General features: G+C 43.3%; 20 protein-coding genes. 12 read left to right on the forward strand and 8 right to left on the reverse strand.

Features of this window, described 5'->3' with window-relative positions; genetic code table 11:
• Positions 1-6: 6 nt before the first annotated feature.
• The 4 genes from HZ297_RS10240 to HZ297_RS10255 form a co-directional block, all read right to left on the reverse strand.
• Positions 7-375, reverse strand: a complete 369-nt coding sequence (locus HZ297_RS10240) for a hypothetical protein (RefSeq protein ID WP_178863459.1) — start codon at positions 373-375, stop codon at positions 7-9.
• Between the two features lie 251 nt (positions 376-626).
• Positions 627-1880 carry a hypothetical protein gene (locus HZ297_RS10245; protein ID WP_178863461.1) on the reverse strand — a complete coding sequence of 418 codons (1254 nt, stop codon included), beginning with the start codon at positions 1878-1880 and terminating at the stop codon, positions 627-629.
• Positions 1881-1991: 111 nt separating this feature from the next.
• Entirely contained in the window at positions 1992-2315 is a 324-nt protein-coding gene (locus tag HZ297_RS10250; RefSeq protein ID WP_178863463.1) for a hypothetical protein, read from the reverse strand.
• Positions 2316-2341: 26 nt separating this feature from the next.
• Positions 2342-3235: a tetratricopeptide repeat protein gene (locus tag HZ297_RS10255; RefSeq protein ID WP_178863465.1), complete on the reverse strand. Its 894-nt coding sequence runs from the start codon at positions 3233-3235 to the stop codon at positions 2342-2344.
• Between the two features lie 164 nt (positions 3236-3399).
• On the opposite strand from HZ297_RS10255, the gene HZ297_RS10260 reads away from it, so the two are divergent.
• The 6 genes from HZ297_RS10260 to HZ297_RS10285 all read left to right on the forward strand — a co-directional run bounded on the left by HZ297_RS10260 (position 3400) and on the right by HZ297_RS10285 (position 11176).
• The gene (locus HZ297_RS10260; RefSeq protein ID WP_178863467.1) at positions 3400-4404 is read left to right on the forward strand and encodes a helix-turn-helix transcriptional regulator; all 1005 of its coding nucleotides are present in this window, start codon (positions 3400-3402) and stop codon (positions 4402-4404) included.
• A 62-nt stretch (positions 4405-4466) separates the two neighbouring features.
• Positions 4467-4643: a hypothetical protein gene (locus HZ297_RS10265; protein ID WP_178863469.1), complete on the forward strand. Its 177-nt coding sequence runs from the start codon at positions 4467-4469 to the stop codon at positions 4641-4643.
• 90 nt (positions 4644-4733) lie between these two features.
• Positions 4734-8414 (forward strand): ATP-binding protein, encoded by a 3681-nt coding sequence (locus tag HZ297_RS10270; protein WP_178863471.1) that lies wholly within the window; start codon positions 4734-4736, stop codon positions 8412-8414.
• The gene (locus HZ297_RS10275; RefSeq protein WP_178863473.1) at positions 8411-9049 is read left to right on the forward strand and encodes a hypothetical protein; all 639 of its coding nucleotides are present in this window, start codon (positions 8411-8413) and stop codon (positions 9047-9049) included. Before HZ297_RS10270 ends, HZ297_RS10275 begins: the two co-directional genes overlap by 4 nt.
• Positions 9046-10320 carry a hypothetical protein gene (locus HZ297_RS10280; RefSeq protein WP_178863475.1) on the forward strand — a complete coding sequence of 425 codons (1275 nt, stop codon included), beginning with the start codon at positions 9046-9048 and terminating at the stop codon, positions 10318-10320. The genes HZ297_RS10275 and HZ297_RS10280 overlap by 4 nt, the downstream gene beginning before the upstream one ends.
• Positions 10307-11176 carry a DUF7281 domain-containing protein gene (locus tag HZ297_RS10285; protein ID WP_178863477.1) on the forward strand — a complete coding sequence of 290 codons (870 nt, stop codon included), beginning with the start codon at positions 10307-10309 and terminating at the stop codon, positions 11174-11176. Before HZ297_RS10280 ends, HZ297_RS10285 begins: the two co-directional genes overlap by 14 nt.
• A 111-nt stretch (positions 11177-11287) precedes the next feature.
• On the opposite strand, the gene HZ297_RS10290 is transcribed toward HZ297_RS10285, so the two are convergent.
• Together HZ297_RS10290 and HZ297_RS10295 are read right to left on the reverse strand one after the other, a co-directional pair.
• Positions 11288-13045 carry a YfjI family protein gene (locus tag HZ297_RS10290; RefSeq protein WP_178863479.1) on the reverse strand — a complete coding sequence of 586 codons (1758 nt, stop codon included), beginning with the start codon at positions 13043-13045 and terminating at the stop codon, positions 11288-11290.
• A 109-nt stretch (positions 13046-13154) separates the two neighbouring features.
• A complete protein-coding gene (locus HZ297_RS10295) occupies positions 13155-14849 on the reverse strand; it encodes a YagK/YfjJ domain-containing protein (protein WP_178863481.1) in 1695 nt (564 codons plus the stop codon).
• Between the two features lie 411 nt (positions 14850-15260).
• On the opposite strand from HZ297_RS10295, the gene HZ297_RS10300 reads away from it, so the two are divergent.
• The 6 genes from HZ297_RS10300 to HZ297_RS10325 all read left to right on the forward strand — a co-directional run bounded on the left by HZ297_RS10300 (position 15261) and on the right by HZ297_RS10325 (position 19379).
• Positions 15261-15593: a hypothetical protein gene (locus tag HZ297_RS10300; RefSeq protein WP_178863483.1), complete on the forward strand. Its 333-nt coding sequence runs from the start codon at positions 15261-15263 to the stop codon at positions 15591-15593.
• 48 nt (positions 15594-15641) lie between these two features.
• Positions 15642-16691 (forward strand): YqaJ viral recombinase family nuclease, encoded by a 1050-nt coding sequence (locus HZ297_RS10305; RefSeq protein ID WP_218644614.1) that lies wholly within the window; start codon positions 15642-15644, stop codon positions 16689-16691.
• An 84-nt stretch (positions 16692-16775) separates the two neighbouring features.
• The gene (locus HZ297_RS10310) at positions 16776-17720 is read left to right on the forward strand and encodes a recombination directionality factor (RefSeq protein WP_178863485.1); all 945 of its coding nucleotides are present in this window, start codon (positions 16776-16778) and stop codon (positions 17718-17720) included.
• A gap of 39 nt (positions 17721-17759) precedes the next feature.
• Entirely contained in the window at positions 17760-18620 is an 861-nt protein-coding gene (locus HZ297_RS10315) for a DUF932 domain-containing protein (protein ID WP_178863487.1), read from the forward strand.
• Positions 18601-19047, forward strand: a complete 447-nt coding sequence (locus HZ297_RS10320) for a JAB domain-containing protein (protein WP_178863488.1) — start codon at positions 18601-18603, stop codon at positions 19045-19047. Before HZ297_RS10315 ends, HZ297_RS10320 begins: the two co-directional genes overlap by 20 nt.
• A gap of 98 nt (positions 19048-19145) precedes the next feature.
• Entirely contained in the window at positions 19146-19379 is a 234-nt protein-coding gene (locus tag HZ297_RS10325) for a helix-turn-helix transcriptional regulator (protein ID WP_178863489.1), read from the forward strand.
• A gap of 93 nt (positions 19380-19472) precedes the next feature.
• Here the strand turns inward: HZ297_RS10325 and HZ297_RS10330 are convergent, their stop codons facing one another.
• Positions 19473-20432, reverse strand: coding sequence for a hypothetical protein (locus HZ297_RS10330; RefSeq protein ID WP_178863490.1), 960 nt, complete (start codon positions 20430-20432; stop codon positions 19473-19475).
• 41 nt (positions 20433-20473) lie between these two features.
• Complete coding sequence (locus HZ297_RS10335; RefSeq protein WP_178863491.1) at positions 20474-24373, reverse strand: Eco57I restriction-modification methylase domain-containing protein; 3900 nt, start codon at positions 24371-24373, stop codon at positions 20474-20476.
• Positions 24374-24378: the final 5 nt, after the last annotated feature.

The following is a 24378-nucleotide window of genomic DNA, read 5'->3' on the forward strand; positions in this document are numbered from 1 at the left end:
AACTCATCATGAGACCTGAGCAAAACAAAAAAAACCAAGCAATAAGAAATCGATATCATTCAGACCGATTGACTCTTTTAACTTTTGCAAGTTCCCTGCCATTGCACCATTAAAACCGGGATTCAGAGCAGACAACCTCTTCTCTAGATGCTGTGACTGTATAAGCAGCTTGGGAAGTACTCCCGGATCAGACTCATCCACTTCCAACTGCATCAATTCGGCTAAGTGACCAATATCAAAACGAGTCAATTTGGATGAAAGTAGTTTTGAATAAAAGCGCTTATGGCTACACACTCTTGCTGTCCAAAGTGCATAAAGGCTTTCATGATCCTCAGATAATAGAAACTCTTTGGAACACAAATCTTCTTCAAACATTGCCCTCTCCCCTTGAACCATTGATTTAAATACAATGTAACGTGAGCGAAGACAAAAATTAAGGCCAGGAACGATAGGTTGCGACATTTAGCGTCGCTATCATTTAATCAGACAGGATTAACGAGAGGTCAGAAGGCGCTATGAACAATGTAGGTTCAGCATGAAGAACGCTTGATGGCACATATCCCAGCAAGCGCTTAAACAGAATTATTTACAAGATCGTTTGATAGGTAATTTTTTTAAATATGCTCTTATCGCAACGAGTCAATTTCGTTTTGAGTTTTTGGAGCACTCAATAACTCATCCTTTGCATCAGTAATTTTTTGCCGAATATCTATCTGCCAAATTCCATTCGTACCTTTAATCAGAAGATATAAAAAGAACAACGGTAGTATCAGCGTTTTAAAAATAAAAAGGGCCATTAAATTAATCATATTGGTTGCTGTATTTTCCAGACCTTCTTTGAGCTTTAAAATTTTATCGGCATCAAAAAATGAGGATACAGAACTACCCATCTTTGAAATTCCATTTCCAATAGCACTAAAAACGCCATTTGACTTTCCATCCAGAATATTTTGATTCTCTTGGATTTGATCATCAAGCGTATCCAGCTTATCCTGCAGATCGCTATATGTTTTATTAAGCACAGTTAACTGCTCGTCATACTTTTCCTGCTCTGCTCGCAATGCATCAATTTTTTCATTTTTCTGCGTCAAATTTGCCCACAGACTTTTTTCATCTTTAATCTGTTTTATTTGGCCATCAATACCTACAATTTTTTGATTGATTTCCGTTTTTTCCGATACGGTGGATGCAAGCTTACGCTCGATTACTACACGCTCTTCACGATCATTATTCAATTGCTGCTCAACCTTACTGCGCTCGTCATGTTGAGCCTGCAATTGCATGGCCTCCTCTTGCTTAGAGACAGCTTGCAAAGCACCAATATCTTTCTCTGAAACGGGCTCAATAAATGCCTTATCAACTGTCCCATTAAGAAAAAGCGCTAAAACAATGGCATAACGTACAAACAGCATAAAAATGAATGTCTTAGATATAAGCCCAAAATAGAGGGTTAATCTGTAATGAATCGCCAAAATCATCATCAAGGCCGAGAGTGTCAGCATGCTCTTGAAAAAGATGTCGGACGTAATCTCGATTAGCAACTTCTGAATAATCAAAGAACCAATAGAAAGCTTCATCATTGAAGAATATTGTTCGACCAAATCATTAAATGGGTCAAGGGCTTCACCGATGGCAATCGACATCCCAGCACCCAATGAAATTTGAACCTCCGTCGATTGAGCAACGGAAATCAAACCATTTAAGAGCTTTGCGACGCCAAACGCCAATGTTGATTGGAGCACAGCTCCATCAACATACTCAGTGGCTTGTCCGTCGAGATACCCTGTCCATGAAAAAATCACGGCAAACACAATAATTGAATATAGAAATAGCCTGCTTCTCATACTAGAGGATGCAACGTCACCGAAGAACTTATTCATTTTTAAACTCATTCCATTTATTCAAACGTACACATTTGAAGTATTTCACCGAGGGCAGTTCAGAACCGCTTATTATTGTCTCATACCGCCCACTAAAATACGCATAAGTTATTACCAGAATTCTTCGCTTATTCGTCTATTTCTAAATTGGATCAAATAAAATAGCGCCCTATTTGTAAAAGAGATTCCTATACCTTCGTATTTAAAATGTAATGCAGATACTCTAATACTCTCCTCCATTTCCGCATAGGAAATCTCGGGATAGTGCGCATGAATCTTGTCCATAAAAGGGCGCAATTCCTCCAAGAGGATTTGGAAAATGGCCTCATTCCGTGTGCTCTGGTAGTAATACACTAAGTCGTGCTGTTGCTTTCTGGATTCAAACTGCGCAAACATCAGTTCCTCGCCATCAAGTCCATCCATCACACTACTCATCTTCTATACCTATTGTTGAAAATCAGTTATGGACGATTGAAACTTTTGTAGAGTTCACACCCTTTGTTCCAACCTGTATCACAAAAGATACCCATTGTTTCTTTGGCAAACTCCTTTTGCGCGCCTTGTAATCCACCCGCTCTGTTTTCGAATTGCTCGATTAACTTATAGGCATCTGAATTTCGTTTGTCGTATGCTTTTTTCAGCCACTTAGCAGCCTCTACCTGACTAGCCTCTACTCCTGAACCGGAATGGTATAACACGGCAAGTCGATACATGCTTTCTGAACGCCCATTTTCAGCAGCCTTTTTAGTCCAAGAAAATGCTTTAGGCAAATCAATATCACCAGCTAGTCCGTCTTCGAAATAATAGGCTGCCCAAACCTGAGCATTCACATCACCTTTTTCTGCGGCCTTCAAAAACAGGGATAGAGCCTTTTTTTGGTCCTTTTCAACGCCTGTCCCCTCTCGATACAACAATGCCAACTGACGTAGTGCCAAAGGAATATCCTTGTCAGCGGCAGTTTGGATCAGTTGACTTCCTTTTTCAATATTCATTCTTATGCCATCACCTTGTACGTAGGCTCTACCCAAATAGGCCATTGCAAGGTAATCCCCTTTATCTGATGCTTTTTTGAACCACTCATTTGCTAAATGACTATCCGCAGCCTTGAAGTACCCTGCTAGATAAATCCTCCCCAAATAGGTCATTGCGGTCTTATTTCCATTTTTTGCAAGCTCCTCAAACTCAATGAAAGCGGTTTGCATGTCACTTGCGAGCTCCCTTGTATTAGAATTTTTTTCAAAATTCTGGAGTGCCTCGTTGTACACATTGATCGCATGATTAAGGTCGGATGCCTTGACGGGAGTGGCAAGAATGAATAGAGACAAAAAGATAAAACGCTTGATAGAAAACAACATAAAACACCTCCTTGGTTTAGTTTCAGGAAGTGTTTTACCCAAATTGCAAAAGTTTATCTATACGCTCCAAAGCAAGATGCGACAATAATCGTCGCATTTAACGAAATTGGCGTTGTCTATCCAATACAATTCAATTACAGTCACCCTAAAACTGAGAAAAAACCATGAACGATGCATGTTTCCGTAGAATTCAAACACTAAGATTCTTACCCACTGCACCAGCGCGGATTAGTGTTTCTCACCTTCACGACAAACTAACCGGCCAAGGTTTTGATATTGATAAACGCTCGCTGCAACGCGACTTGAACTCACTTTCAAAACTGTTTGCTATCGAAAATGATGGTAATAAGGATATCCCGGGCTGGTACTGGCGGAAGGATGCGGAAAAACTCGAACTCCCAGAAATGGAGCCGGCCGTGGCGCTGAGTTTCCGAATGGTGAAATTGTTTTTAGAGAAGTTCATGCCTCCGAGCACATTGGGAGACTTGGATGGCTATTTCAGACACAGTGATAATGTTCTCAACAATCTCACCCATAACCACTTAAGTGGTTGGAATGATAAGGTCGCCCTTTTATCCAGAAGTCAGCCTCTTCTTAGCCCTGCGATTGATCCGGTGGTATTGGCAGAAACCTACCAAGCCCTGTTACTAGAAAAACAAATCAAGGCTCATTACCAACCCAGGAATGAGGAACCGCGTGATTACATCATCAATCCACACGGCATTGTGATCGTCGATAAAATCATTTATCTCGTAGGTTCACTGTGGGAATATCAAGATATCAAGCAATTCGCATTGCACCGTTTTATCAGCGCAGAACAACTTGAATCCGACATGCTCAAGCAGGACAGCTTTAATCTAAACAACTACATTCATGCCGGTCACTTTGAGTATTTAGTGGACCAGAACCAATTTATCGAACTCAAGCTCAAAATTAATAAAATCATTGCTACGCATCTAAGCGAAAGCAAACTATCTAAGGATCAAACCATCACACGCACCGAAACAGAGATATTTCTTGAAGCGACCGTTAAGAATACCCAGCAATTGCGCTGGTGGCTAATGGGCTTTGGAAAGAGCATTGAAATTGTTGAACCCGAAAACCTGAGAAAAGAGTTTAAAAACACTTTTAAGGAATTATACGAAACCTACTCTGCAGACAGCGTATAAAATATAAATACTGGAGTCAATTTGAAGCCTGAATTTAAACATACTCACAATAGGAGAAATGCATGGAAGAGATGAACATTCGCAACATAATCCTGCTGATTGGACTAGTGATTGTTGTATTTGCTTCCTTTATGGGAGCTGGAGAAAATAGAAAAATTATTGTTTTTAAAGATTATGATGACCTTGGACTTTCTTTCCATGCACCCGTTTCCTATGCACGAATTCTACCCCAGTTTTAGCTTAACACTGACACCCGTCTAGAAAATCATTGTCGAGCCAACAGCACAAGAAATTTCCAATTGATAACATTCAATTAACAGGGAAAACAGGTGAGCCACTTAAAATCCATTATCGCCGTAAACTCCTATGCACCGAGCCGGATTAACCAGTACAAGGTTGATGGCGGCTGCTTAATTCAGGGTACCAACGGGGTCGGTAAAACTAGCCTGCTTCGCTTGTCAGCCATCTTCTTCGGAGTGAAGCCTGGCGACATTGCTCTTATTTCGGGCAAGAATAACCGGTTCGCTGACTATTACTTAAAGACGCCAAGCAGCTATGTGGTGTTTGAATATGAGAAGTCCGGTCTAGACCTGTTAGTGATCGCCTACAGCAAGGAAGGAAACGACCTGACGTATCAGTTTTGCGACGGCGCCTTTGAAGAGTCTCTATTTCTCGACACTAACAAGCGATTTATCCCTTTTCTAGACCTGAAGTCACACATCCAATCCACGACATCCAGACGCTTGAGCAATCAGTTCTCTTGGAGTCAGTATAAAGACATTATTCAATCCGGTATCCGTAAAACGGGTGGAGGCAAGGATGCTCAGGCCATAAATGAAGCCAAAATAAAATATTCACTTTGTGAGCCAAATCGTTCCGTTCTCGATATCGATAAAGTTGTCAGCTCTATTTTGAGCAACAAGCCAAGTCTGCAGTCGGTTCGCAGCCTGATAGCGCATGAGATTATCGGCCTAGAAGATATGATTTCGCACTCTGGTGTGCAGCGTGAATTTGAACCTCAAGAATTGATGAAGCAGCGCAAACTTTTACGCCAGGCTGAAAGCTTCATGCAAAAGCGCGATCTTTTGGCCGAAATGCAAAAGAACGACGCCCTTATTGCCGATTTAGATAAGGAAATGTCCGACCTAAAAGGTGCCGCTCTATTTAGTCTTGAGCATTTTTCAGAGTCCCTCTTAAGTCTGGAGCAGGAAGCAAATACCCTCTCTCATAGACTGGATTCGTTACGAAACACTTACAACGCAGACAGAGATGCTGCCCAAACCGCACTCTCAAGCAATCAAGGCGACCTTGAAGACACGCTTGCCCGACTTAAGATACTCGATGAACAACGCAAGCTTTATGACCAAAAGGATGTCAAAGGAAAAGCGCTACTGGCCAATGAGATGGAGTCTCTTAAACAGCAGCTCGACGCCCAAAAGAAAATCATTTCCGAAATTCAAACTCATTACGAAAATATTGTTCAGCGTTACAAAGAGAAGCTGGAAGCGTTGCGTAACGAGATTCAGAAACTTAAAAATGCCGCGCGCGAAGAACAGGTTATCCAAACAGAGGAACTAAACACCAAAAGTGCGGACATGATCAAAGAATTTAACCTTTCAAGAGATCGATTATCACAAACCTATCTGGACGAAAAAGACCGATTAAAAGGGATTCTTGGAGAGCTATCCATCCTGAAAGGTAAAAAAGAAACCGAATCAAAAAACCCTTTTAGCGAGGAAACCAAACGCTTATCAGCTTCAATTGAAATTCTGCAAAAGAAAATAGGTGACGGGCAGTCAGACCTGGCAAATGCACTAAAAGCTGTGTCAGAGCTAACCTCAGTGCAAACAGAACTGGAAAAAGAGCGCGCGAAAAAACTTCAAAACATTGAAGCCACCAAAGACGAAGAAAAGAAGCTCCAGCTTAAACGGGAGGATTACCTCAAATCCCTAGCCATTATTGAAAAGATGACCTATTTCAAAATGAGAGCGATTGACCCATCTCAGGCAGATATGGCTTTACGTGCACTGAATATCGAACTTCTGAAAAAGCCGATCGATGGTGACCTACCCTTCTCTCCCGGCCAAAACACGCTACTCGGCTTCGAATTGGATTGCAGTGACGTGCCGGCCGTCGAGATTCTTGAAAAAGCACAGCTCGAAAGAGTGATTTCAGACACCGAACAGGCCCTACTCGATAACAAAGAGAAGCAGGAGTCACTCGGCGCCGAAGCTTCAGTCCTTAATGGAAAGATAAGCGACTTGGATAAATCTATTATCGAGTCACGCGCAAAAGTTCAACAGATTGAAGCCACTTTGAGTCGACAACAAAAAGAGATTGGCCAAGAAAAGCACAAGCTTTCAATTGAGCTAGATAAGCTTAAACAAGGTTGCAAGGATGAAATTGCCAATATCGAAATCGAGATAGACAAAGTTAAAACCAGCATCGTTGATTTACAACAACGGTACCATTCCGACTTGAGTGCTCTGGAGAGCGACCACAACAATAGCCAGACAGAAATAAAAGGTGAAATCAAAAAAGCTAAAGAACGCTACTCAACCGAAGAAAAACGCCTTGACGACCAGCTTGAGGCCGAGGAAAAAGCGTTAAAAGAACTTGAAATGAAAGACCTTTCGGATGCCGGTGCTCGCACGGAAGAATATAAACAACAACAAGAAGTTCTCCACAACCTTCAGAAACGCTATAAAACAGCCTTAGAAGCGGCCGAATTGCTCAATGGATATCATCGCTGGTTGGAGCAGGAATATTCCCGTCACGAGAATTTAAATAGCAAGAAAGCAGAACTAAGTTCACTGATCCATGAACTGCAAAACAAACTTAATGCCCTCAAAACGCATTTCGATGTTGAATCCAAAAAAATTGCGGAACTGCAAAGCCAGAATGAATCTGCATCTAAGCATGCCAAAAACGAGATAACAACGTTGGAAGCTATCTTGACAAGCTTCCTTGCAGAGACCCCTTCTCCGTCGCAGAAGCCGAGCGTGATTATCCCGTCATCCGAACTAAAAGGAAAAGTGTCGGGACGCATCGGTCACCGGAAAGCTTACTTAAAATCTGGACAGGAAGCGTGTCACCGCATTCTGAGCTCACTAAAGCAAACTAAAGAGCTGGAAGATAATTTCAGCGAAGCTCTGGTTCAGCAAGGACTTAATGACTTCAATTCAGCGATCAATTGGCGCTCCCACATACAGCCCCTCGGCTACTTAATGGGTGAATACACTTCTGACCTAATCGCACTTATCAGGCAGCGGTACCAGATCTTGTCACAACGCCTAATCGATTTAAACACAAGACTTGACGACCAGGCACGTCGTATAAGGGATAAGGGCCGAGAGATTTCCGCTAAGATGAATGAAGCTGGCTCTTCGTTTTCGAAAATTGAATCGGTGAGTGCTGCCATCACGTCCAACATCGACAATATCGGCTTTAAGAAGAGTCTGGCCGCCGCCGCACAAGAGGCAAGCCTGGTTCAGCAATTAAGCGAACATGAAGCACCGCGAGACAGTTATTACGAATTAGTCTCCGTGGCAATTGGTGACATTCATCGTTATGGCAAAGAGCTACAAATCGAAAACTTCATCGATATCGAGGTAGCCGTCAAGAACCGGGGCCATACCGACACACGCATTGCCAGAAACGATAAAGAGCTGAGCAATATCGACAGTGAAGGCCTGAGCTTCCTGATTTTGGTTTCACTCTACATGGCCATCAAAAACACCTTTGAGAAAGGTAAAGATGTGACATTGCTTTGGCCAATAGATGAATTGGGTAAACTGCACCATGATAATATCGAAGTGTTAATGAGCATCTTAAAACGCGAACATGTTGAATTACTTTGCGCGGAACCAAGCACAAATCCAAAAGTGCTAAGCCTATTCAAGCACATTTACGAAATCATGCCATCTGGCAAAATTATCAAACCTGAAAGCAAGACTAAGGACTCTGCTGCAAGCATGCTAATAAATGTTCTCGGAGAGGTTGGCGTATGAGTGATACACGAGTTATCCGCAAACTGATGGCCGGCGAAGTCGTATGCTCGGTGACAGAAAGCGACGCTGTGGATTGGTTACAGGGAGCGATCGCAAAAGAATGCGTAAGTGAAGCTCTTTCTTATTGCGGCTTTAGATTGTCCTATGACCAGGAAGAGACTTATTTTTACGCCAGTTACGCTAACTTGGATGACAAAGAAGATGCCCGAGCGCTACGGTCCCGCCTACAAGAGGTAGTCGACCTGATGCACCCCATATTTCAGTTTATGGAATTCGTCTCAAAAGCGAACGGCGAAGACGTTTACCCGGATATCGGGCACGTTTACCAATTTACAACCCTGTTAATGAGTGTTGAGCATGACAGCTCCGTTGCAGAGTCTTTAAAATCCCTCTCGAACACCAAATTCTTCAAGACCGTGCGCTCAAAAAACAATCCTACCGACCGATTAAAAACAGTTCTACTCGAAATGGCTGAGCACGGCCTGTTAGCGACTGATAACGAAGCTTTGCGTTTTGTGGTCACAGGAAAGTTTGCGCACTATCTTGCACTGTACCAAACGATAGTCGAACTGGATGAACCAGAGCTTATGGTTGAATCACGGGGAGAACAACAAGGCTTGGGGCTGCTTGAATGACGGCCGACGAAATACGAAAACTAGGCGAAGCGATCACTCTTAACGCCGGTATGCTTGCGGAAATGGACTGGGTGGAAGAAACCCCTATCGAGATATTTGACGCAACACAATCACTCGGCCTGTTAAAGAATGCACGCATAATAGAGCCTATCGACGACAGTAGCTATTTTCCTGGCGAAAATTATGACCTGCTGAGAAAAGCCATCAACTCTTCAAATTATGAATTGCGCGCCATGCCGGATATTGTTGACTGGCTCAATAATCTACGCCACCTATCAGATCAATATGCAGCGGCATCCGACGAACAGCGACAGGATGAAGAGGTACAGGTCCGCAAGGCTATTTTCCGCAATATCCACCACATGTCGTCAGACCTGAAATCACTCATTCGGGAGATTGACTTAAAGGCGACGGCCGAGTTTGGATACTGCAAAACACTTGAAGCAAAAATACGCGAAAATCGGCACTACCAGGCAAGGACGCAAGACATCATAGAAAAGCTGGAGAGATTGAATTACAAGCAGCTGATGAAAATCTCTTCCAATTCTGAAGTCGAGCAAATCACACTTGGAAAGTTCTTTCCAAAAATAGAAGGATTGCGACAGGATCTTTTGCGGGTGCTGAATAAGCTCCAAAAACTAAGCCTGTCATTTCAGGAAACCGAAAGGCGCACAAAACGCCTTCGCCGAATACTGGTCGCTCTTGATGAAAAACAATTCATCTCGTCAAACGTGCTTGAGCGGATCGACTATCTGAATAGCGAACACCTTAATGCCATTTCGCCTAGAGCGATCGGAGTCTTGCGGGCGTCCTATGACTACAAGAACGGCACTGCCTTCAATAACAGCCGCTTTGAAGACATCTCTAGAAAGATCCGTTTACCCGAAAAAACCATTCGACAACTGGATGACTTCGAGCCAGCTTATCTCGATACACAGGATTCAGACGCCATTCCTGAAGAACCCATGTTTAAACAAGAGTTTCTTGCATGCAAAACGCGCTTTATTCAGCGATTGGTAAAGCAGAGCCATTCGATGTCTGTTGTAAACTTTTGGGAAGAGGATATTCAGACCAATACGTTAATCAGCGCAAATGCATGGTTGTGCGATATGGTGGCATGGTTGTCCGACGTCAAAGGCGGGCTTGACCCGAATTACGGCCGAATCGATATTGGTATTGTCGAAACACCTGTGTCTGCAAAATCAGACATTCATCTAATTTCTGATATTGAGGTGCATTTCATACCTGGAGAAGCTAATGCGATTAAATAAGCAACAGATTCTTACCCTTCAAGCAATCTGTCAAAAAGGTATTGCCTGCAAACGCCAAGCCTCCATCTGGCTGAGAGCACTGGCTGAGGAAGAAGGCTTTGGCAAAGTTTCCGGCCGTTCTATCGAAATAACCGCTGCTGATATTCGCAAAATAGTGACTTTTTTGGAAACTAATGGATATAGCGGACAAACTGACGAAAGTACGTTTTTGAATCGCATGACCACAGCGAAGGTATTTTCCAATGAGAAATTGACGAGGGGAATGATTACTTCTAACCGCATCCTACTAAAATCAGTTAAAAATTCCTTTTGCATCGACGGAAAAACTTTTCCCCCCGGCCATGCCATTGAGTTCAAAACATCTGAACTCACACAATGCGCTGTTTCACAAATAATATTGATTGAAAATTTAGAACCCTTTTTAGAAGCCGAACACTACCCCATACTGACTGATCTACTTAACGAAGATGCACTTCTCGTATACCGCGGCGGTCAGGGCTTGTTCTCTGCGCAAGGAAGCCAGGCATTTATTAATTCATTTAAAGGAGAAACTATCGGATTTTTCGACTACGATCCTGCTGGATTGTGTACGCTTGGCATTCAAGGTTTAAATCGCTTGATTCTCCCTGATATAAAGAAAATACCTATTAAAGAACTGCTTACCTCAAATAGAGAAGACCGTTTCTTTGCTCAAATTAAACAGTACCAAGGCACTCTTAATACCTTGCCACTTAAATCACCAGAACTTCAAGAGCACACAAAAGCCATAATCAATCATCGACTAGCAATCATGCAAGAAGCCTTACTAAGCCGAAATATCCATTTGGTTTTTTCTGGATTGGTAAAAATGAATTAACGAGTCTCCTAAAAACCGATAATATAGGAGAATACTCTTAGCCCATCTAAATTCTGAAAATTACCAACTATTCAAGACAATATAGCACTCATAAAAATACAGGGATTAATTTCATTTTTCATACGGCATGATTCGAATATCAGATTTGTTATTAATACCTCTAATATTTTCACCTTTAATAATAATAAAATCATCAAATAATGGTAAACTTTTAACCGTATATTCATGCCCATTTTTTAACTCAGGAGTATGCACATAAGACTCATGACGAACCGTAGCGTATGGATTACCCTCAAGTGGCACTACTTGACTGAAAATATACCTAATATAAGAACCGTGAGAATTATCAATCTCAACATGCCCAAGTTTTTTTAAAAAATCGATTACTCGATAGAAAATGGCTGATTCACGAAGTTGATTGGGACCATCTCTTTTGATATCAGTTTTATCAAATTTACATGAATATCCTGATGTGTAACTCTTCCCATTAAAATCAAAATATATAGGAGATCTAAGATAATTTTTTCTCTTATCTGTTTCTGCAGAAATAGCCAACTTTATTAAGTGGTATACTAATAAATTGGCTCCCTTTACAACCTCCGGATCACCCGCCAAATGAGTTAAAAAGTGTTTTGAATACCGCATACAAATGTTATATGCAAAACTCAAAGTATCCTTTTCAATATCACTAGACTTGCCCTCGAAATACTGAATTACTGCTGCCACACGTGAAATGTTATCCAACAATTTTGAGCCATGATCTTTATAGTATTCATATACTCCATTCTCACGCATTTCAGCTTCAATTTTTTGACCACATTGTCGCCAAAACTCTGCGGCTGTAGCACTAAACCGAATCTCTTTTCTTTCAGCTCGACGCTGCTCGCACCTCCAGCTATCCCTCATTAACGACTGTGCACGTACATTGAATGCATCCAAATGTGGCAAGTCTGAAAGATTTTTATAATTACGATACCCTGCTTTGGCAGGAGGCTTAACGACCAAAAATCGTGCTAAAAACCCCATTCCTCGTGCTTCTTCCCCCCTCTTATTCAAAAATCTTTCGATAACATTAGATTGCGTCATTAAACATAATGTCAATCGTGCATCGTAAAGGTGAAACCCTTCTTTACTCACACGATCGACAATGACCTCGCCACCATCCCAAAGCGAATTGATTAAATTTAACTCCCCAAAAACTCGCCCGTTAAAAATGCTATTAGCCTCACTTGATAGCAAACAGGCGTTTCTGGAGTGAGAATGCATCATCTCAATTAAGGCCTGGGGCGTAGAATCCTCATAAATAAACTTTAGATAAGGTGGCTCAATTGGCTGAGATCGCTGATGATCAACGTACATTTTCTCAACCACAGCCACCTCACCGTCTTTTTTCACAGTTTGTTTCAACAAACTGACTATGGCCGAGTTCTTGTGACCCCACGCTTCGTAATCAGCCTCGTATAACGGTCTTTGCTCCTCGTATTCTGTTAACGCCTCTTTTTGAAGCTTTCTTAATGAATTAAAAAATTGTTTCTCTACTGTTGTCTTACGCTCCCCGGATTCAGCAATGGTAAGTAGCATTAACGAGGCATTAACTCGATTCCCTGTTGGTTGAATAATATCCACTAGCCCCTGACACGAAGTCGCCATTGCGCCCAATGCAACAGTGACTGCCATCTCCCGGGTTACTTGCAATTCCTCCATCGCTTCCAAGACAGCTGACTCGAACAAACTGCCTTCTTTATACGTAGGCCACGCAGCATCTCTCCACCGGTGAACATGATCTAAAACCGATAAGTTTTCTGATTCTAGCTCCAAGGCTGCTTCGCGCTCATCCATTGAAACCATATTAATTTCTTGATTATGCATTTATTAACCTGCTATTTACGCTATCAATAGCAATAATAGCTAGAATAAATTACATTTGTTAAAATATTCTTTAAGAGAGATAAAAAAGAAGGCTTGTAACCTCATCCATTTATCTAAACTTATTACAATCACAAAACTGGCTTTGATTTTTAGCTATCGGGTAAAAGTAAAGCGTTGACGCAACTGATGCTGAACCTCCAGACAAGGCCAGTGAAGCAACATTTTGAAAGAGCTCCTCAACTTGCTTTTCCCAACGTGGGTTTTTTCCCTTAAGCGGATGGACGCTCAAGATTTTCAGCATGTGTTTTGAATGTTCAGAGCTCCAACGATAAACATCGGCAACTGCTCGATGTAAAAAAACCTCTACCTCACCTCCATTATTTTCTGCTGAATCAAACCAACGCTGTGCAACCAGATCAGGCAAAATGATTACACATTCAATGAACAGTCGGCCAAGCTCATCTCGCTTCCGTGCTTGAGCAGCATGAATCCTGAATAGCCCCTTATCCCAATGAAGCGGCAGCCCGCTTTTCTCGTATGGATTGTGAAATTCCTTGAACAAAAGACTATTGAGCCTCTGAAAAAATCGCTCCGCGTAGGTATAGCGTTTACGATTGCGTAAAAAGGCATCTTCATTTCCAATATTTAGCCTTAAACGTACCGCAAACATGTCATTCATTCCCGCCTTGATGGCAGGTCTGTAAATCCGCTTACGAAACTCGGGATTCAAGTCCATTAAACGCCCTGACAGTGGAAAATCCAAAAATCCATAGAGACGATGCAAATGGGATTCGATATACGAGCCAGCATCATTAGGCAGTCTAAAATTAGCATAGGAATTGCCATCCAACAGCTTTAAATTTGGATTACCTTGATGGAAAGTGGATTTATCATAATCATAGGGCTTTGAATCGACGGGGATAGTCTCTGAAGCCCTAAATGGATGGATGCCCTTGTTAAACAGTTTGGTAGATGCCTTACAGATGTAAGATGCCCAGCAAATGATGCTGTTAATCTTAGCCATTCTTCTCACGGGATCTGACATCCCACGTGGCGACCAAATGCGGGAAAAATGCACATACCGTCTTCCAAACTCTCTCAACTGCATCTGAGCGCTTTGCGGTTCAAACACATCCAAATCTGAAGCGACCATAGCAATATCATTAGATTTAGTGCCCATAAGTGCGCTCGCCCAGGCCTCATGAATCATATCTTTGAGTAAACGCAATTCTTGTTCATTTTCACCATGACTCTTTAAATTCCCAATAGACTGAAAGCGCTGTCCGTTAAAAAATAATAATGCGTGAATATGCATTCCCCCGCCTTTCCCCTTTCCACCAAACTCTATTGATCTGGCATAATCTACATCCAACATGCGTACCCTGGGTTTATTACCAATAGTCGTTACCCGATTACGATCACGCTGGCGAAGCGCTTCCATCTTGGCTTCTAATGAATCAATAAAACGCGAAAAATAATCCTTCGAGAAGTAGGCGTTTTTTATATACGACTCAGCACCATCTTCACTCACTATCTTTATTCGATTTAATCGTCTGTCCTCACTCCAACCTTCTGGAAAAAGCAACTCACAACGCACCGTCACAGACTTAGGCGCTTTTGTTTTTATCAAATGAATTAGCTGCATTAAATGCTTGTATATAAACGGTCCATTAAGTTCTTGCAACGGATGCGATCCAAGATAGGAGTCGTAGTAAATTCTGAGATCCTTGTTGTGCTGATGCGTGGTCCGCTCTTCAAGATATGCTTTTGGAAATTTAGTTACCTTTTTTGCTTTAGTTTTCATTGCTAGCCCTTTTGTTGGCTTAGAAGGCCAACAGATCTTTATCTGTTAATTCAGGCTGAGCAGATAGATACTTTTATCAATCAGGATAGAGATGACTTGGATCGATAGTGGGGAATTTAGTATGAATTAACTGGATGATAAATCTTAATAATAACCTCACCACCGCCATCTCTTACTACGACCATTTCTTCATCGAATTCTTGGATTTTTTGAATTAAAAGCGACGTTTTTCTACTCAGCGTTATTTCGAGTCTTAAACTCATATCAATCCCTGAGTATGTAAAAAAATACTGCCACCCAGCTCTCCTTGCCTTACGCCCCTCAAAATCGAATCCAAACCAAACTCAGCCACATATTACTCCTGTGAAGTCGGAAGCCCTTTTCCGGCTGATTCAAACATAGGAGGAAATCATGGCAATTCATTGTCCAGCCTGCGGTTCACAGCAGGTCATCTCTAAAAACTATGGTCGGAAGGCCGGTGGCTTTGTCGGCCTGATCGGCGGTGCGGCAGCCGGTTTTGTCGGTGCGGCGAATGGCGCACGAACGGGTGCTACGATCGGCATGGCGAGTGGGCCGATTGGTTTATCGGTGTGTACGCTTGGCGGTGCGATCTTAGGCGGTCTGCTGGGTGCGGCTTCCGGTGGTGTCACCGGCGCCAAACTCGGCGAGAAGCTCGACAAGTCCTTTTTGGAAAACTACCGCTGTCAGTTCTGCGATCACACCTTTTCCAAATCCAAGCACTGACCCACAAGTTCACGTTCAGAAATTACTATTCACTTTGGAGAACATACTATGACAACAACCATGTCGCATTCATCGACACACTCTGTCACTCACCCCGTTTCCCTTCCGGCAACGGATCTCAAAACCCAACGTGCACACGGCCAAGCTAGACGCATGCTTGCCACCCGTAACCTCAGCAACGACCAGTGGTTGAAAGCACGACTGCAAGGCATTGGCAGTTCGGATGCAGCGACAGCCGTTGGACTGAACCCTTATAAATCGCAATTGGAATTGTGGATGGAGAAGACTGGCAGAATCACCCCTGCTCAACCCAATCCACTGGAAGACAGCCCTCTGTTATGGGGAACCGTATTGGAGCCGATTGTGGCGGAACACTATACCAAACGCACCGGGCGAAAGGTGCGCCGGGTGAATGCCATTTTGCAACACTCAGAATACCCGTGGATGCTGGCCAACTTGGATCGTGAAGTGGTCGGTGATGATGAGGTACAGGTATTGGAGTGTAAAACCGCCGGCCTGTTCGGATCGAAACTCTGGCGTGATGGCGTGCCGGAGTATGTGCAATTACAGGTTCAACATCAGTTGGCGGTGACCGGTCAGAAAGCCGCCGATGTGGCGGTCTTATTGGGTGGGCAGAAACTGCAAATCTACCGCATAGAGCGCGATGACGCCTTGATTGAACGGCTCATCAAACTCGAAAAGGCATTTTGGCAGCGTGTTTTGACCGATACCCCGCCACCGGCGGATGCCAGCTCATCCAGTGAAACCGCACTGCGTATTCTCTATCCCACTGACAGCGGAGAAGTACTGGATCTCTCTGAAGATGTAGACGCCAACCGTTCGTTTGAAGCGATGCTGGAAGTACGCGAACAACTGGAGCAATTCAAATCCATGGAAGCGGAACTGAAACACCAGCTGCAACAGCGCATGGGTGACGCCAGTGTGGTGCGTTTTGCCAGTGGTCAGATCAGTTGGAAGCAATCGGCTGATTCCACCGCTTTCGATGCACAGCGCTTTAAAACTGACCACCCTGAATTGTATGAGCGTTATCTCATCACCAAATCCGGTAGCCGGCGATTCCTGGTGCAACCCAATTGAAATCCAAGTGAAATCCCTGTTTATAAACTCTTTAGAACCCAGCCACGTGCTGGGTTTTTTTATGCCCTTTTGAAGGAGAACACCATGTTAAAAGGTTTAATGATGACCCCGCCGGTGATTGGAAGAATCAGTATCGGCCAAGTGGTAGAAAAGAACGGTAAGCGTCTGCCACAACGTGATGACCAATTTACCCTGACCACCCAGATTCAAACGCCTGACGGGTGGATTAAACATCCTCTGGATGAAAAGCTGCGTCAGAACAGTGGTCGTAAGTTAAGAGAGATTCCGGTGCAGTTGATCTTCAACCAGCCGGAGTTGAACCTGCGTGCCGAATACTGTCTTTTCGACCGTCAAAGCGGTCGCCCTGTGTGTGTTGGCAATGGCGAGACCTGTCAGCGCCATAGCGGACACGGCATGGAAACACTGCCCTGCCCGAGTCCTGAAGCGTGCGATCTGGCGCAAGGTGGTTGCAAACCTTATGGCCGATTGAATGTTCTGGTGCAATCGGATGCACCGGATACAGACACCGACCCGATCAGCAGTTTTATCTTCCGCACCTCCGGTTTTAACAGCATCCGCACCTTAGCGTCACGTTTGAGTTACTTCCATGCCCTATCCGGCAATCGACTGGCGTGCTTGCCGTTGGCGTTAAAGCTTCGAGGCAAATCGACACGACAGAGCTTCGGGCAACCGATCTATTACGTGGATCTGACGCTACGCACCGGCCTGAGCCTGGAAGAAACCCTTGAATCCGCCAAGCGGATTGAGCAGGAACGGCTCCATGTGGGCTTTGACCAGAAAGCGTTGGATCTGGCAGCAGAACGCGGTTTTAGAAACGGACGCTTTGAAGACAGCGAGGAGGATTTTGAGGCGATTACCGAGGAGTTTTATCCCGAGTTAAACCAGCCGCAATCCCTTTCGCAAACTCAACAGGCCGGCTCAATGCCCAATGCCACGCTGACGCAAAAGCTCGAACAGCAGGTTCAGCATGTTCAACAAGGACAACAAGCCCAGCAACTCAATCACTAACGCTTAAACAAATTAATGACCATTTAAAGGAGAACTCAAATGGCAATGAACATTCTTACCCCAGAAAAACTTTACAAAGCCGCCCCGGCGATTTTTGCAGAAGCGCCGGATAAAGCGGTGTCTGACCGTTATGGTTTTGTACCCACGATTGAAGTAGTCGATGCCTTACAACAAGAAGGCTGGTATCCGGTCAGGGCATTACAAACCAACGTCCGTGATCCAAAACGTCAGGAATTGGCGCGCCACATGGTGCGCTTTAGACAAGACCCGGATCGTCAGATCAATGTCGGCGATTCGATTGCTGAACTGGTGCTAACCAATTCACATGATCGCAGTGCGGCTTATCAGTTGGATTTAGGGCTATTCCGACTGGTGTGCTCCAACGGCTTGGTGACTCCTGCCGGTGAATTGGGCGGCATTCGTGTCAAACACGGTAAACAGATTGTGGAGAACATCATCGAAGGTTCGCTCAATCTCGCAAATGAAATCCCGCATATCTCCGAACAGGTCGATCACTTGCGTTCAACCTTGGTATCGAGAGAAGAAGCGGAGTGGTTTGCAAGAGCGGCACTGCATATCCGCTATGGCGATGAATGGTTGGAACAAAGCCCGATTCGTTCGGTGGATTTACTGCAAGCCCGCCGTCGCGACGACCAAGAATCGAGTTTATGGAAAGTGTTTAACCGCGTGCAGGAAAACTTGATTAAAGGTGGCGTGCAAGGCCGTTCAGCCAATGGGCGCTATGTCACCACCCGCCCTATCAAGTCGGTGTCGGAGGACGTGCGTCTTAATCGTGCGCTCTGGCAATTGACCAAAGAGTTCCTGCATTTAAGAGACAAGGTCACGCCGATGCTGGCGTTGCCTTATTTGGGAGAAAAACATGCTGCCTTATCCGTTTAAGACAGCAGAAACGAATGGCGCGTACCGGCTGGATAAGCCGGTCACGGCCGCTGAGATTCTGCGCATGGCCAATTATCTAGCCAAACAAAAACTAAAAAAGGGAGCGAGCCTTTCCAGTCCGGAAACCTGTTCCAGTGAACTGAAAACCCTGCAGCAAGAACGCGAACATGAGGTGTTTGGCGTTATCTTTTTGGATCAGCAACACCGCATTATCCGTGTCGAAGAAATATTCCGAGGCACCATCAATGCCGCGGCGGTGATTCTCTTTCATAACCACCCTTCCGGCATGCCACAACCCAGCGAATCTGACCGCGCCATCACCAAAACGATTATGCAAACGCTGCAATTGATTGATGTGCGTGTGCTCGATCACCTGATTGTGGGTACGGAAGGCTTCACGTCTTTTGCGAAACAGGGGCTTCTTTAGCCCCAATACGCACCAACAGTAATTTCTTACATACAAGGTGAATGATTTGGAACGGAATAACGCCGTTCGGGACTAAACAATCAAATGAGGAAATCATCATGCAAAACACAACCATTCAACATGAAACTTTTCTAACCAGCCGCCAAGTGACTGAGCGCATTGCCCTTTCCAAAAGCGCGATTTATCGCCGCATGGATCCAAAAGACAAGCTGTTCGATCCAACCTTTCCGCGCCCCATCAAAATCAATGAAACTACGCGTCGTTGGCTTGAGAGTGAAATAAATGCTTGGGTTACCAATCTAATCCAAAGTCAGCGAGAAAATGCAGCTTGAATCATCGCAGGCCTAGTTCAAAAATATATTGTGCTACTCATCTTTAGGCGAAGGGTAGCACACCATCATTACTGCCTATTTTTTACCAAACCCTCACTTCACCCATTTCTCATTGCTGAAAACAATCTCTTGTTGTTTCGCCTTCAGATTTCTAACGTGCTTATAATTCTTGCCCTGTGGTGTTTCAAAATCGACACCTGCATCAATCTTCTTAATAACGGTCGTTACAGAACGATCTACAATTTTCTCCTCCCCCACCTCATCCAGCTCTTTTTGAATCACTAAAACTGCTTCAATGACAGTTCCATGTTGAAATGTATATTTTCCCAACAAAACATCTTTTTTAAAGTCCGAATCCTTCATATTGAACGTTATAGGTTCGTCATTATAGATTCCACGCCATTTTGTCTTACCGTCCTTTAAAACTGGAGAAACAATTTCAATAATGGCTGATTCATCTGTTTCATCAGGAAGATTATTTGAATGCAAAATAAAGCGACCAAAATCCTTTCTAGAAACAACCAGCTCATCATTGATGGGTATGTCATGGGCGTCTAAAACAGTAACTCCGATGTCAGTAACTTTATCTACTGCCATAGCAGAAGCGTAAAAGTTAGACCTTCTCTTTTTAATTTTGTTGTTATTCTCAAGTTCACTAACTTTTTTAGCCGAATCGTAAGAGGTCTCATCGGAAACGCCTAGCTGTTTCAATTCCGCTTCAAGCTTCTTAATTGTTAATTCCTGAATTATTTTTTCATTTTCAGTTGGAAAGCTATTAATAGTTTGTACGAAAGTCAGAACTAATGTTAATACTGCAACAATTAACAGAACATCATCCTTACTCGTAAATCTCCACCTATTTCTTACCCCCCCTTCAACCAGAGCTTCCGATTCAACAATAACATCGACATTTAAATACCTAGCAATTTCTTTAACAATGCCTAACAACTCAGTTTCACACTCAAGCCGTGCAAAAGCATCAAAGGAATGAGAACACTGATCAAGAAAATAATGAATCTCGAATTTACGAGCAAAATCTTCGTTTAATACCATTCAATTAAATCCCTTTAACCCGTAAAATTTCTATATAACTGTTATGCATTAGCCGTTATCAACTCTATCTCTTCCTTGGTCAGATCGTATAGTTCGAACACCCGTTGATTCATGTCTTCTTCGGAGGCTTTGATTTGAGCATGCAGGGTTTCGAGATTATCGTCGAGGTTATTGAGTTGTTGGATTAGGCTGGAGTTATTGGTGGATTTTAGGTTGAGCAATTGACCCACCAGTTTTTCGGCGGTGACGCTGGGGGTGATATTGGTGGTGCGAATGACTTGTCGCCATTGCGGTACGATTAAGGCGGCTTCTTCATCGCTAATGTATTGGGTGATGACTTCGATGCCGTTGGCGAATAAACTAAGTTCGCCGTCTTGAAATTGCACGACGAGCTTAGTTTTGGCGTTAAGTTGGCTGGCGAGAGGTTGCAGGTTTTTGTCCAACACTTTTTGCGCCTGTTGTTTCGCCCATTCGGTGAGATCTTTGCCTTTTAAGCCGCTGGCTTTGGCTTGGTCTGATTTTTTAAGGTCGTTGATGGATTTAATATCCGTCCAAAGCCATGCTAAATCTTTGGGGTCGGCGAGCATTTGCGCTGAAGCTAGGCGTTTGTCGAATTGGGCGAGTTTATCGCGGTATTCGGAATGCAAATTTTGTAAGGTTTGCGCCAGTTCACCAATCTGCTTTTTTTGTTGTTCATTGGCATTTGGAATAGGCAATGGAGCGAGATATTGCGTTTCAATATCAAAAAACCCACCCGCCTTGGGTCTAGCAATTTTTTTGAAAATATAGCTGGCCACAGGCGCATTTAATATTCCTAACAAGTAGATTAAGTCATTTTCCGTTTCTGTATGAACCGTATAGACTCGCTTATCATCAGCGGCGAAAAGCCCCGCTTCATCATAAGCCACTCTTAATTCAGGTGCTGTACCAGCAACAAAAAGTTTTTTCTCACCTTGTTTAGTCAAGTTTTTAGGATATACATACCCCCACCACTTGGAATCATTATCCATTTTTGGATATTCCCTATTACGAAGCCTATGTTCTTGTGTTTTGAGATACTTCCATACAACAGGGTATTTATTTTTCATAACATCTTCTGAAAATAAACTTGCCTTTTCATTTTGAAGATCATAAGGAATGATTATCGAGACATCCTGGTTAAACAACACATACCTAGATACGTTTTTTCCTGAAATTAAAGGCCTAACAACTTCTGATTCGGTTATGAATACATTTTTCGGAACAATAAAACGTTGATCATCTTGATTTAAATGGTAAATATCGTTTGCACTGGTTACCAAACCTTGTGAAATTGATGTAGTCATGCTCTTCAACGATGGACAGTTTTCAAATAGTTTTTTTAGCAAAAGACGTTCAATTTCCGGCATAAACTGCCAGGACTGGTTGGGGTCGAGTTGGTTATAAGGCAAAGGCATGATGTCGTCCCAATGCAGACCTGCTAAATCGTCCGCACCTTGCGGGGCAAAATGTAGTTTGATGCCGTCATTCGCTTGGCCGGTAAAAAACTGCAAGGCGGTGTAGGTAATGGCTTCGTCAAAGATTTGGTAGCTTTTGAAGTCAATCCATCGATCCATTTGCTGAGTTTCGTGCAAAAAGGCTCTTAGCCCTGCGCCGTATTCGTTCACCGCCCAAACACTCGGTGCGATAAAGCCCATGCGCCCTTTTGGGTTAATCAGTTGCACCGATTGTTCAAAAAACGGTAAATAAATATCATAGTTGCCGGTTTGGGTACTGCGGAATTTTGGAACTTGCTTTTCAATAGTTTGACCGTTTTCGTCGGTCAGGGTTTCGATTTTCGTGGCTTTAACCCAGTATTCAGTCGCTTCCGGCGCGACCTTTTTCATGTTTTGTAGTTTGATGTAGGGCGGATTGCCGATAATCACGTCAAACCCGCCGTTGGCGAATACGTCTTGAAAGGCTTGGGCGTAGCTAAAGGGATTGATTTTAGCGCGTTGTGCTTCGCTCAAATCCGGCAAGGCGGTTTGAATATCCCAATCGACCAAACTATTGCCGCAAAGGATATTGTTATCCAGCGAAGATAAGGGTTGGCCGGGCATCACCGTGTGCAACCAAAGCGCGAGTTTGGTGATTTCAACCGATTCGGGGTTAATGTCCACACCGTAGAGATTGTTAGACAAAATTGAGCGGTAAATTTGTCCTTTATCAAACACTTCTGTTTGACGATATTCGTAACTAATCCGTGCTTTTTCTTTGGCTATAGCCTCATGTTCTTTCAGTAGACGTTTGAGCGCTTGAATTAAAAATGCTCCACTTCCGCAAGCTGGATCGAGCACTTGCAATTGATTGACTTTTTCTTCATAGGTTTGAAGCAGTTCAAAGTAACTTTTAGCTGGATAATTCTTAGACTGATTAAACCTTCCGTTTTTTGTATGTGCAGCGTCGATTTCTTGATCGGTTAAATCGCTATAGGCATCAAAGCCGAGTTCTGTTTGAAGCTCACGCAAGCGTACCCCAAGGGTTTGTTCTACCACATATTCTGTCACCCACTCTGGTGTGTAATAAACCCCATCAGTTTTGCGCTTACTGAGTTTCATCAGAGAAACTTCATTAGCTGCCTCAGCTTCCATAATTTCAAGATCGGTAATAGATTGCTCAAAAATACGTCCCAAAGTGTAAAGGCCGATGGTACGTTCACCGCCATCTTCAATACCAAAATTGTAATTGGCTGAGAAATACAGCAAAGTGCATTTTTCCGTTTTCAGTGCATTCTCACTGGCACCTTGCATGGGCGTAAAGAAAATTTTATTAGGTACAAAAAGGGCATCTAAATCATCATCTTGTGAGAATAAACCGCCATTGAATTTATTGATATCGTGATTCCAGAGGGTGCCACCCAGACGCATTGTTTTAAATAGTCTAGATACTTTTTCTTCAAAGAAATCATTTGCTTCTGGGTTGTATGATGCGTCTTGACTACCTTCAATCATTAGATCTCTCATGAGATTAACAGGGTATTCAAGATGCGCGCCCATGTCTTCACAAAACAAAATAAACAGTAAGCGATCTAAGAGTTTTTGAGTTAAACGCACCAATTGGCGTGGCTCGTAGACTTGGGAATTAGCACCTAAAAGGGTTTTAAATAGGAGTTCGCGATAGGCGCGATATTCAAAATAAAAAGTTTTTTCAAGTGCTTTTTCTTGAATTTGCTGAGCACTGAGAAGCTTGAGCAGAGGCGATTCATTTCCTCTATTTAATAACATTTCGGCTTGAAACATTTTTTTAAACAAAAAACGCTGCTGCTTTCCAGATTCCGTTTCAGCCAGAAGACTCCTTGACTCTTCTTGGTATGTTTTGGCTTTTAGAATAAAACGCTGATATTGCCCAGGCATTTTCGCTTTCCAATACAAACGAAATTCGTTCATATCAGTGACGATGCCCCAAGTTGGTTGAATTTTTTCGTGACCGTAGGGTGTGTATTGCAGACGGGCAAAATGCAAATAATCGGCACATTGTTGCACTGGCGAACGGTCATTGTCTTTGCGGTGCTGCTTTTGCTCTAAACCCGAACGAATATCTTTAAACTCACAAAGTACCTGTGGTGTTGCAGGGTGATCTAACAATGAGAACCATCCTAATGCTAAATCTGCATACCCTTTTCCTCCGCGCTGTCCGGCACCATCTATCGGGAACTGCGGATAAAGCGTAAAACCATCAGCTTTATTTTGCTCACCTGACCCTATGAAACTCCAAAGATCAACAAAAAACAGCTGCACAAAACGCCCTTCGGCAGCGGTTTCTTTTTGAAAATCTTTATTGGCCCAGTTTTTCAATTTCTCAAGCAATCGTGCATCTTCGTCACCTTGGCAATAAACTTCATACTCTTTGGCCCAACAAGACATCAAAAAAGCGGGGCTAAAAAGATTATGTGATTGTTCTGTTTGTAAGATGTTTTTTTTCATTCCAT

It is taken from the genome of Thiomicrorhabdus cannonii, assembly GCF_013391695.1.
GTDB classification, from domain to species: domain Bacteria; phylum Pseudomonadota; class Gammaproteobacteria; order Thiomicrospirales; family Thiomicrospiraceae; genus Thiomicrorhabdus; species Thiomicrorhabdus cannonii.

Excerpts from the sequence above, each read along its gene's own strand:
- HZ297_RS10240 (WP_178863459.1), bottom strand. The coding sequence starts at position 375 with ATGTTTGAAGAAGATTTGTGTTCCAAAGAGTTTCTATTATCTGAGGAT.
- HZ297_RS10245 (WP_178863461.1), bottom strand. The coding sequence starts at position 1,880 with ATGAATAAGTTCTTCGGTGACGTTGCATCCTCTAGTATGAGAAGCAGG.
- HZ297_RS10250 (WP_178863463.1), bottom strand. The coding sequence starts at position 2,315 with ATGAGTAGTGTGATGGATGGACTTGATGGCGAGGAACTGATGTTTGCG.
- HZ297_RS10255 (WP_178863465.1), bottom strand. The coding sequence starts at position 3,235 with ATGTTGTTTTCTATCAAGCGTTTTATCTTTTTGTCTCTATTCATTCTT.
- HZ297_RS10260 (WP_178863467.1), top strand. The coding sequence starts at position 3,400 with ATGAACGATGCATGTTTCCGTAGAATTCAAACACTAAGATTCTTACCC.
- HZ297_RS10265 (WP_178863469.1), top strand. The coding sequence starts at position 4,467 with ATGGAAGAGATGAACATTCGCAACATAATCCTGCTGATTGGACTAGTG.
- HZ297_RS10275 (WP_178863473.1), top strand. The coding sequence starts at position 8,411 with ATGAGTGATACACGAGTTATCCGCAAACTGATGGCCGGCGAAGTCGTA.
- HZ297_RS10280 (WP_178863475.1), top strand. The coding sequence starts at position 9,046 with ATGACGGCCGACGAAATACGAAAACTAGGCGAAGCGATCACTCTTAAC.
- HZ297_RS10285 (WP_178863477.1), top strand. The coding sequence starts at position 10,307 with ATGCGATTAAATAAGCAACAGATTCTTACCCTTCAAGCAATCTGTCAA.
- HZ297_RS10290 (WP_178863479.1), bottom strand. The coding sequence starts at position 13,045 with ATGCATAATCAAGAAATTAATATGGTTTCAATGGATGAGCGCGAAGCA.
- HZ297_RS10295 (WP_178863481.1), bottom strand. The coding sequence starts at position 14,849 with ATGAAAACTAAAGCAAAAAAGGTAACTAAATTTCCAAAAGCATATCTT.
- HZ297_RS10300 (WP_178863483.1), top strand. The coding sequence starts at position 15,261 with ATGGCAATTCATTGTCCAGCCTGCGGTTCACAGCAGGTCATCTCTAAA.
- HZ297_RS10305 (WP_218644614.1), top strand. The coding sequence starts at position 15,642 with ATGACAACAACCATGTCGCATTCATCGACACACTCTGTCACTCACCCC.
- HZ297_RS10310 (WP_178863485.1), top strand. The coding sequence starts at position 16,776 with ATGTTAAAAGGTTTAATGATGACCCCGCCGGTGATTGGAAGAATCAGT.
- HZ297_RS10315 (WP_178863487.1), top strand. The coding sequence starts at position 17,760 with ATGGCAATGAACATTCTTACCCCAGAAAAACTTTACAAAGCCGCCCCG.
- HZ297_RS10320 (WP_178863488.1), top strand. The coding sequence starts at position 18,601 with ATGCTGCCTTATCCGTTTAAGACAGCAGAAACGAATGGCGCGTACCGG.
- HZ297_RS10325 (WP_178863489.1), top strand. The coding sequence starts at position 19,146 with ATGCAAAACACAACCATTCAACATGAAACTTTTCTAACCAGCCGCCAA.
- HZ297_RS10330 (WP_178863490.1), bottom strand. The coding sequence starts at position 20,432 with ATGGTATTAAACGAAGATTTTGCTCGTAAATTCGAGATTCATTATTTT.
- HZ297_RS10335 (WP_178863491.1), bottom strand. The coding sequence starts at position 24,373 with ATGAAAAAAAACATCTTACAAACAGAACAATCACATAATCTTTTTAGC.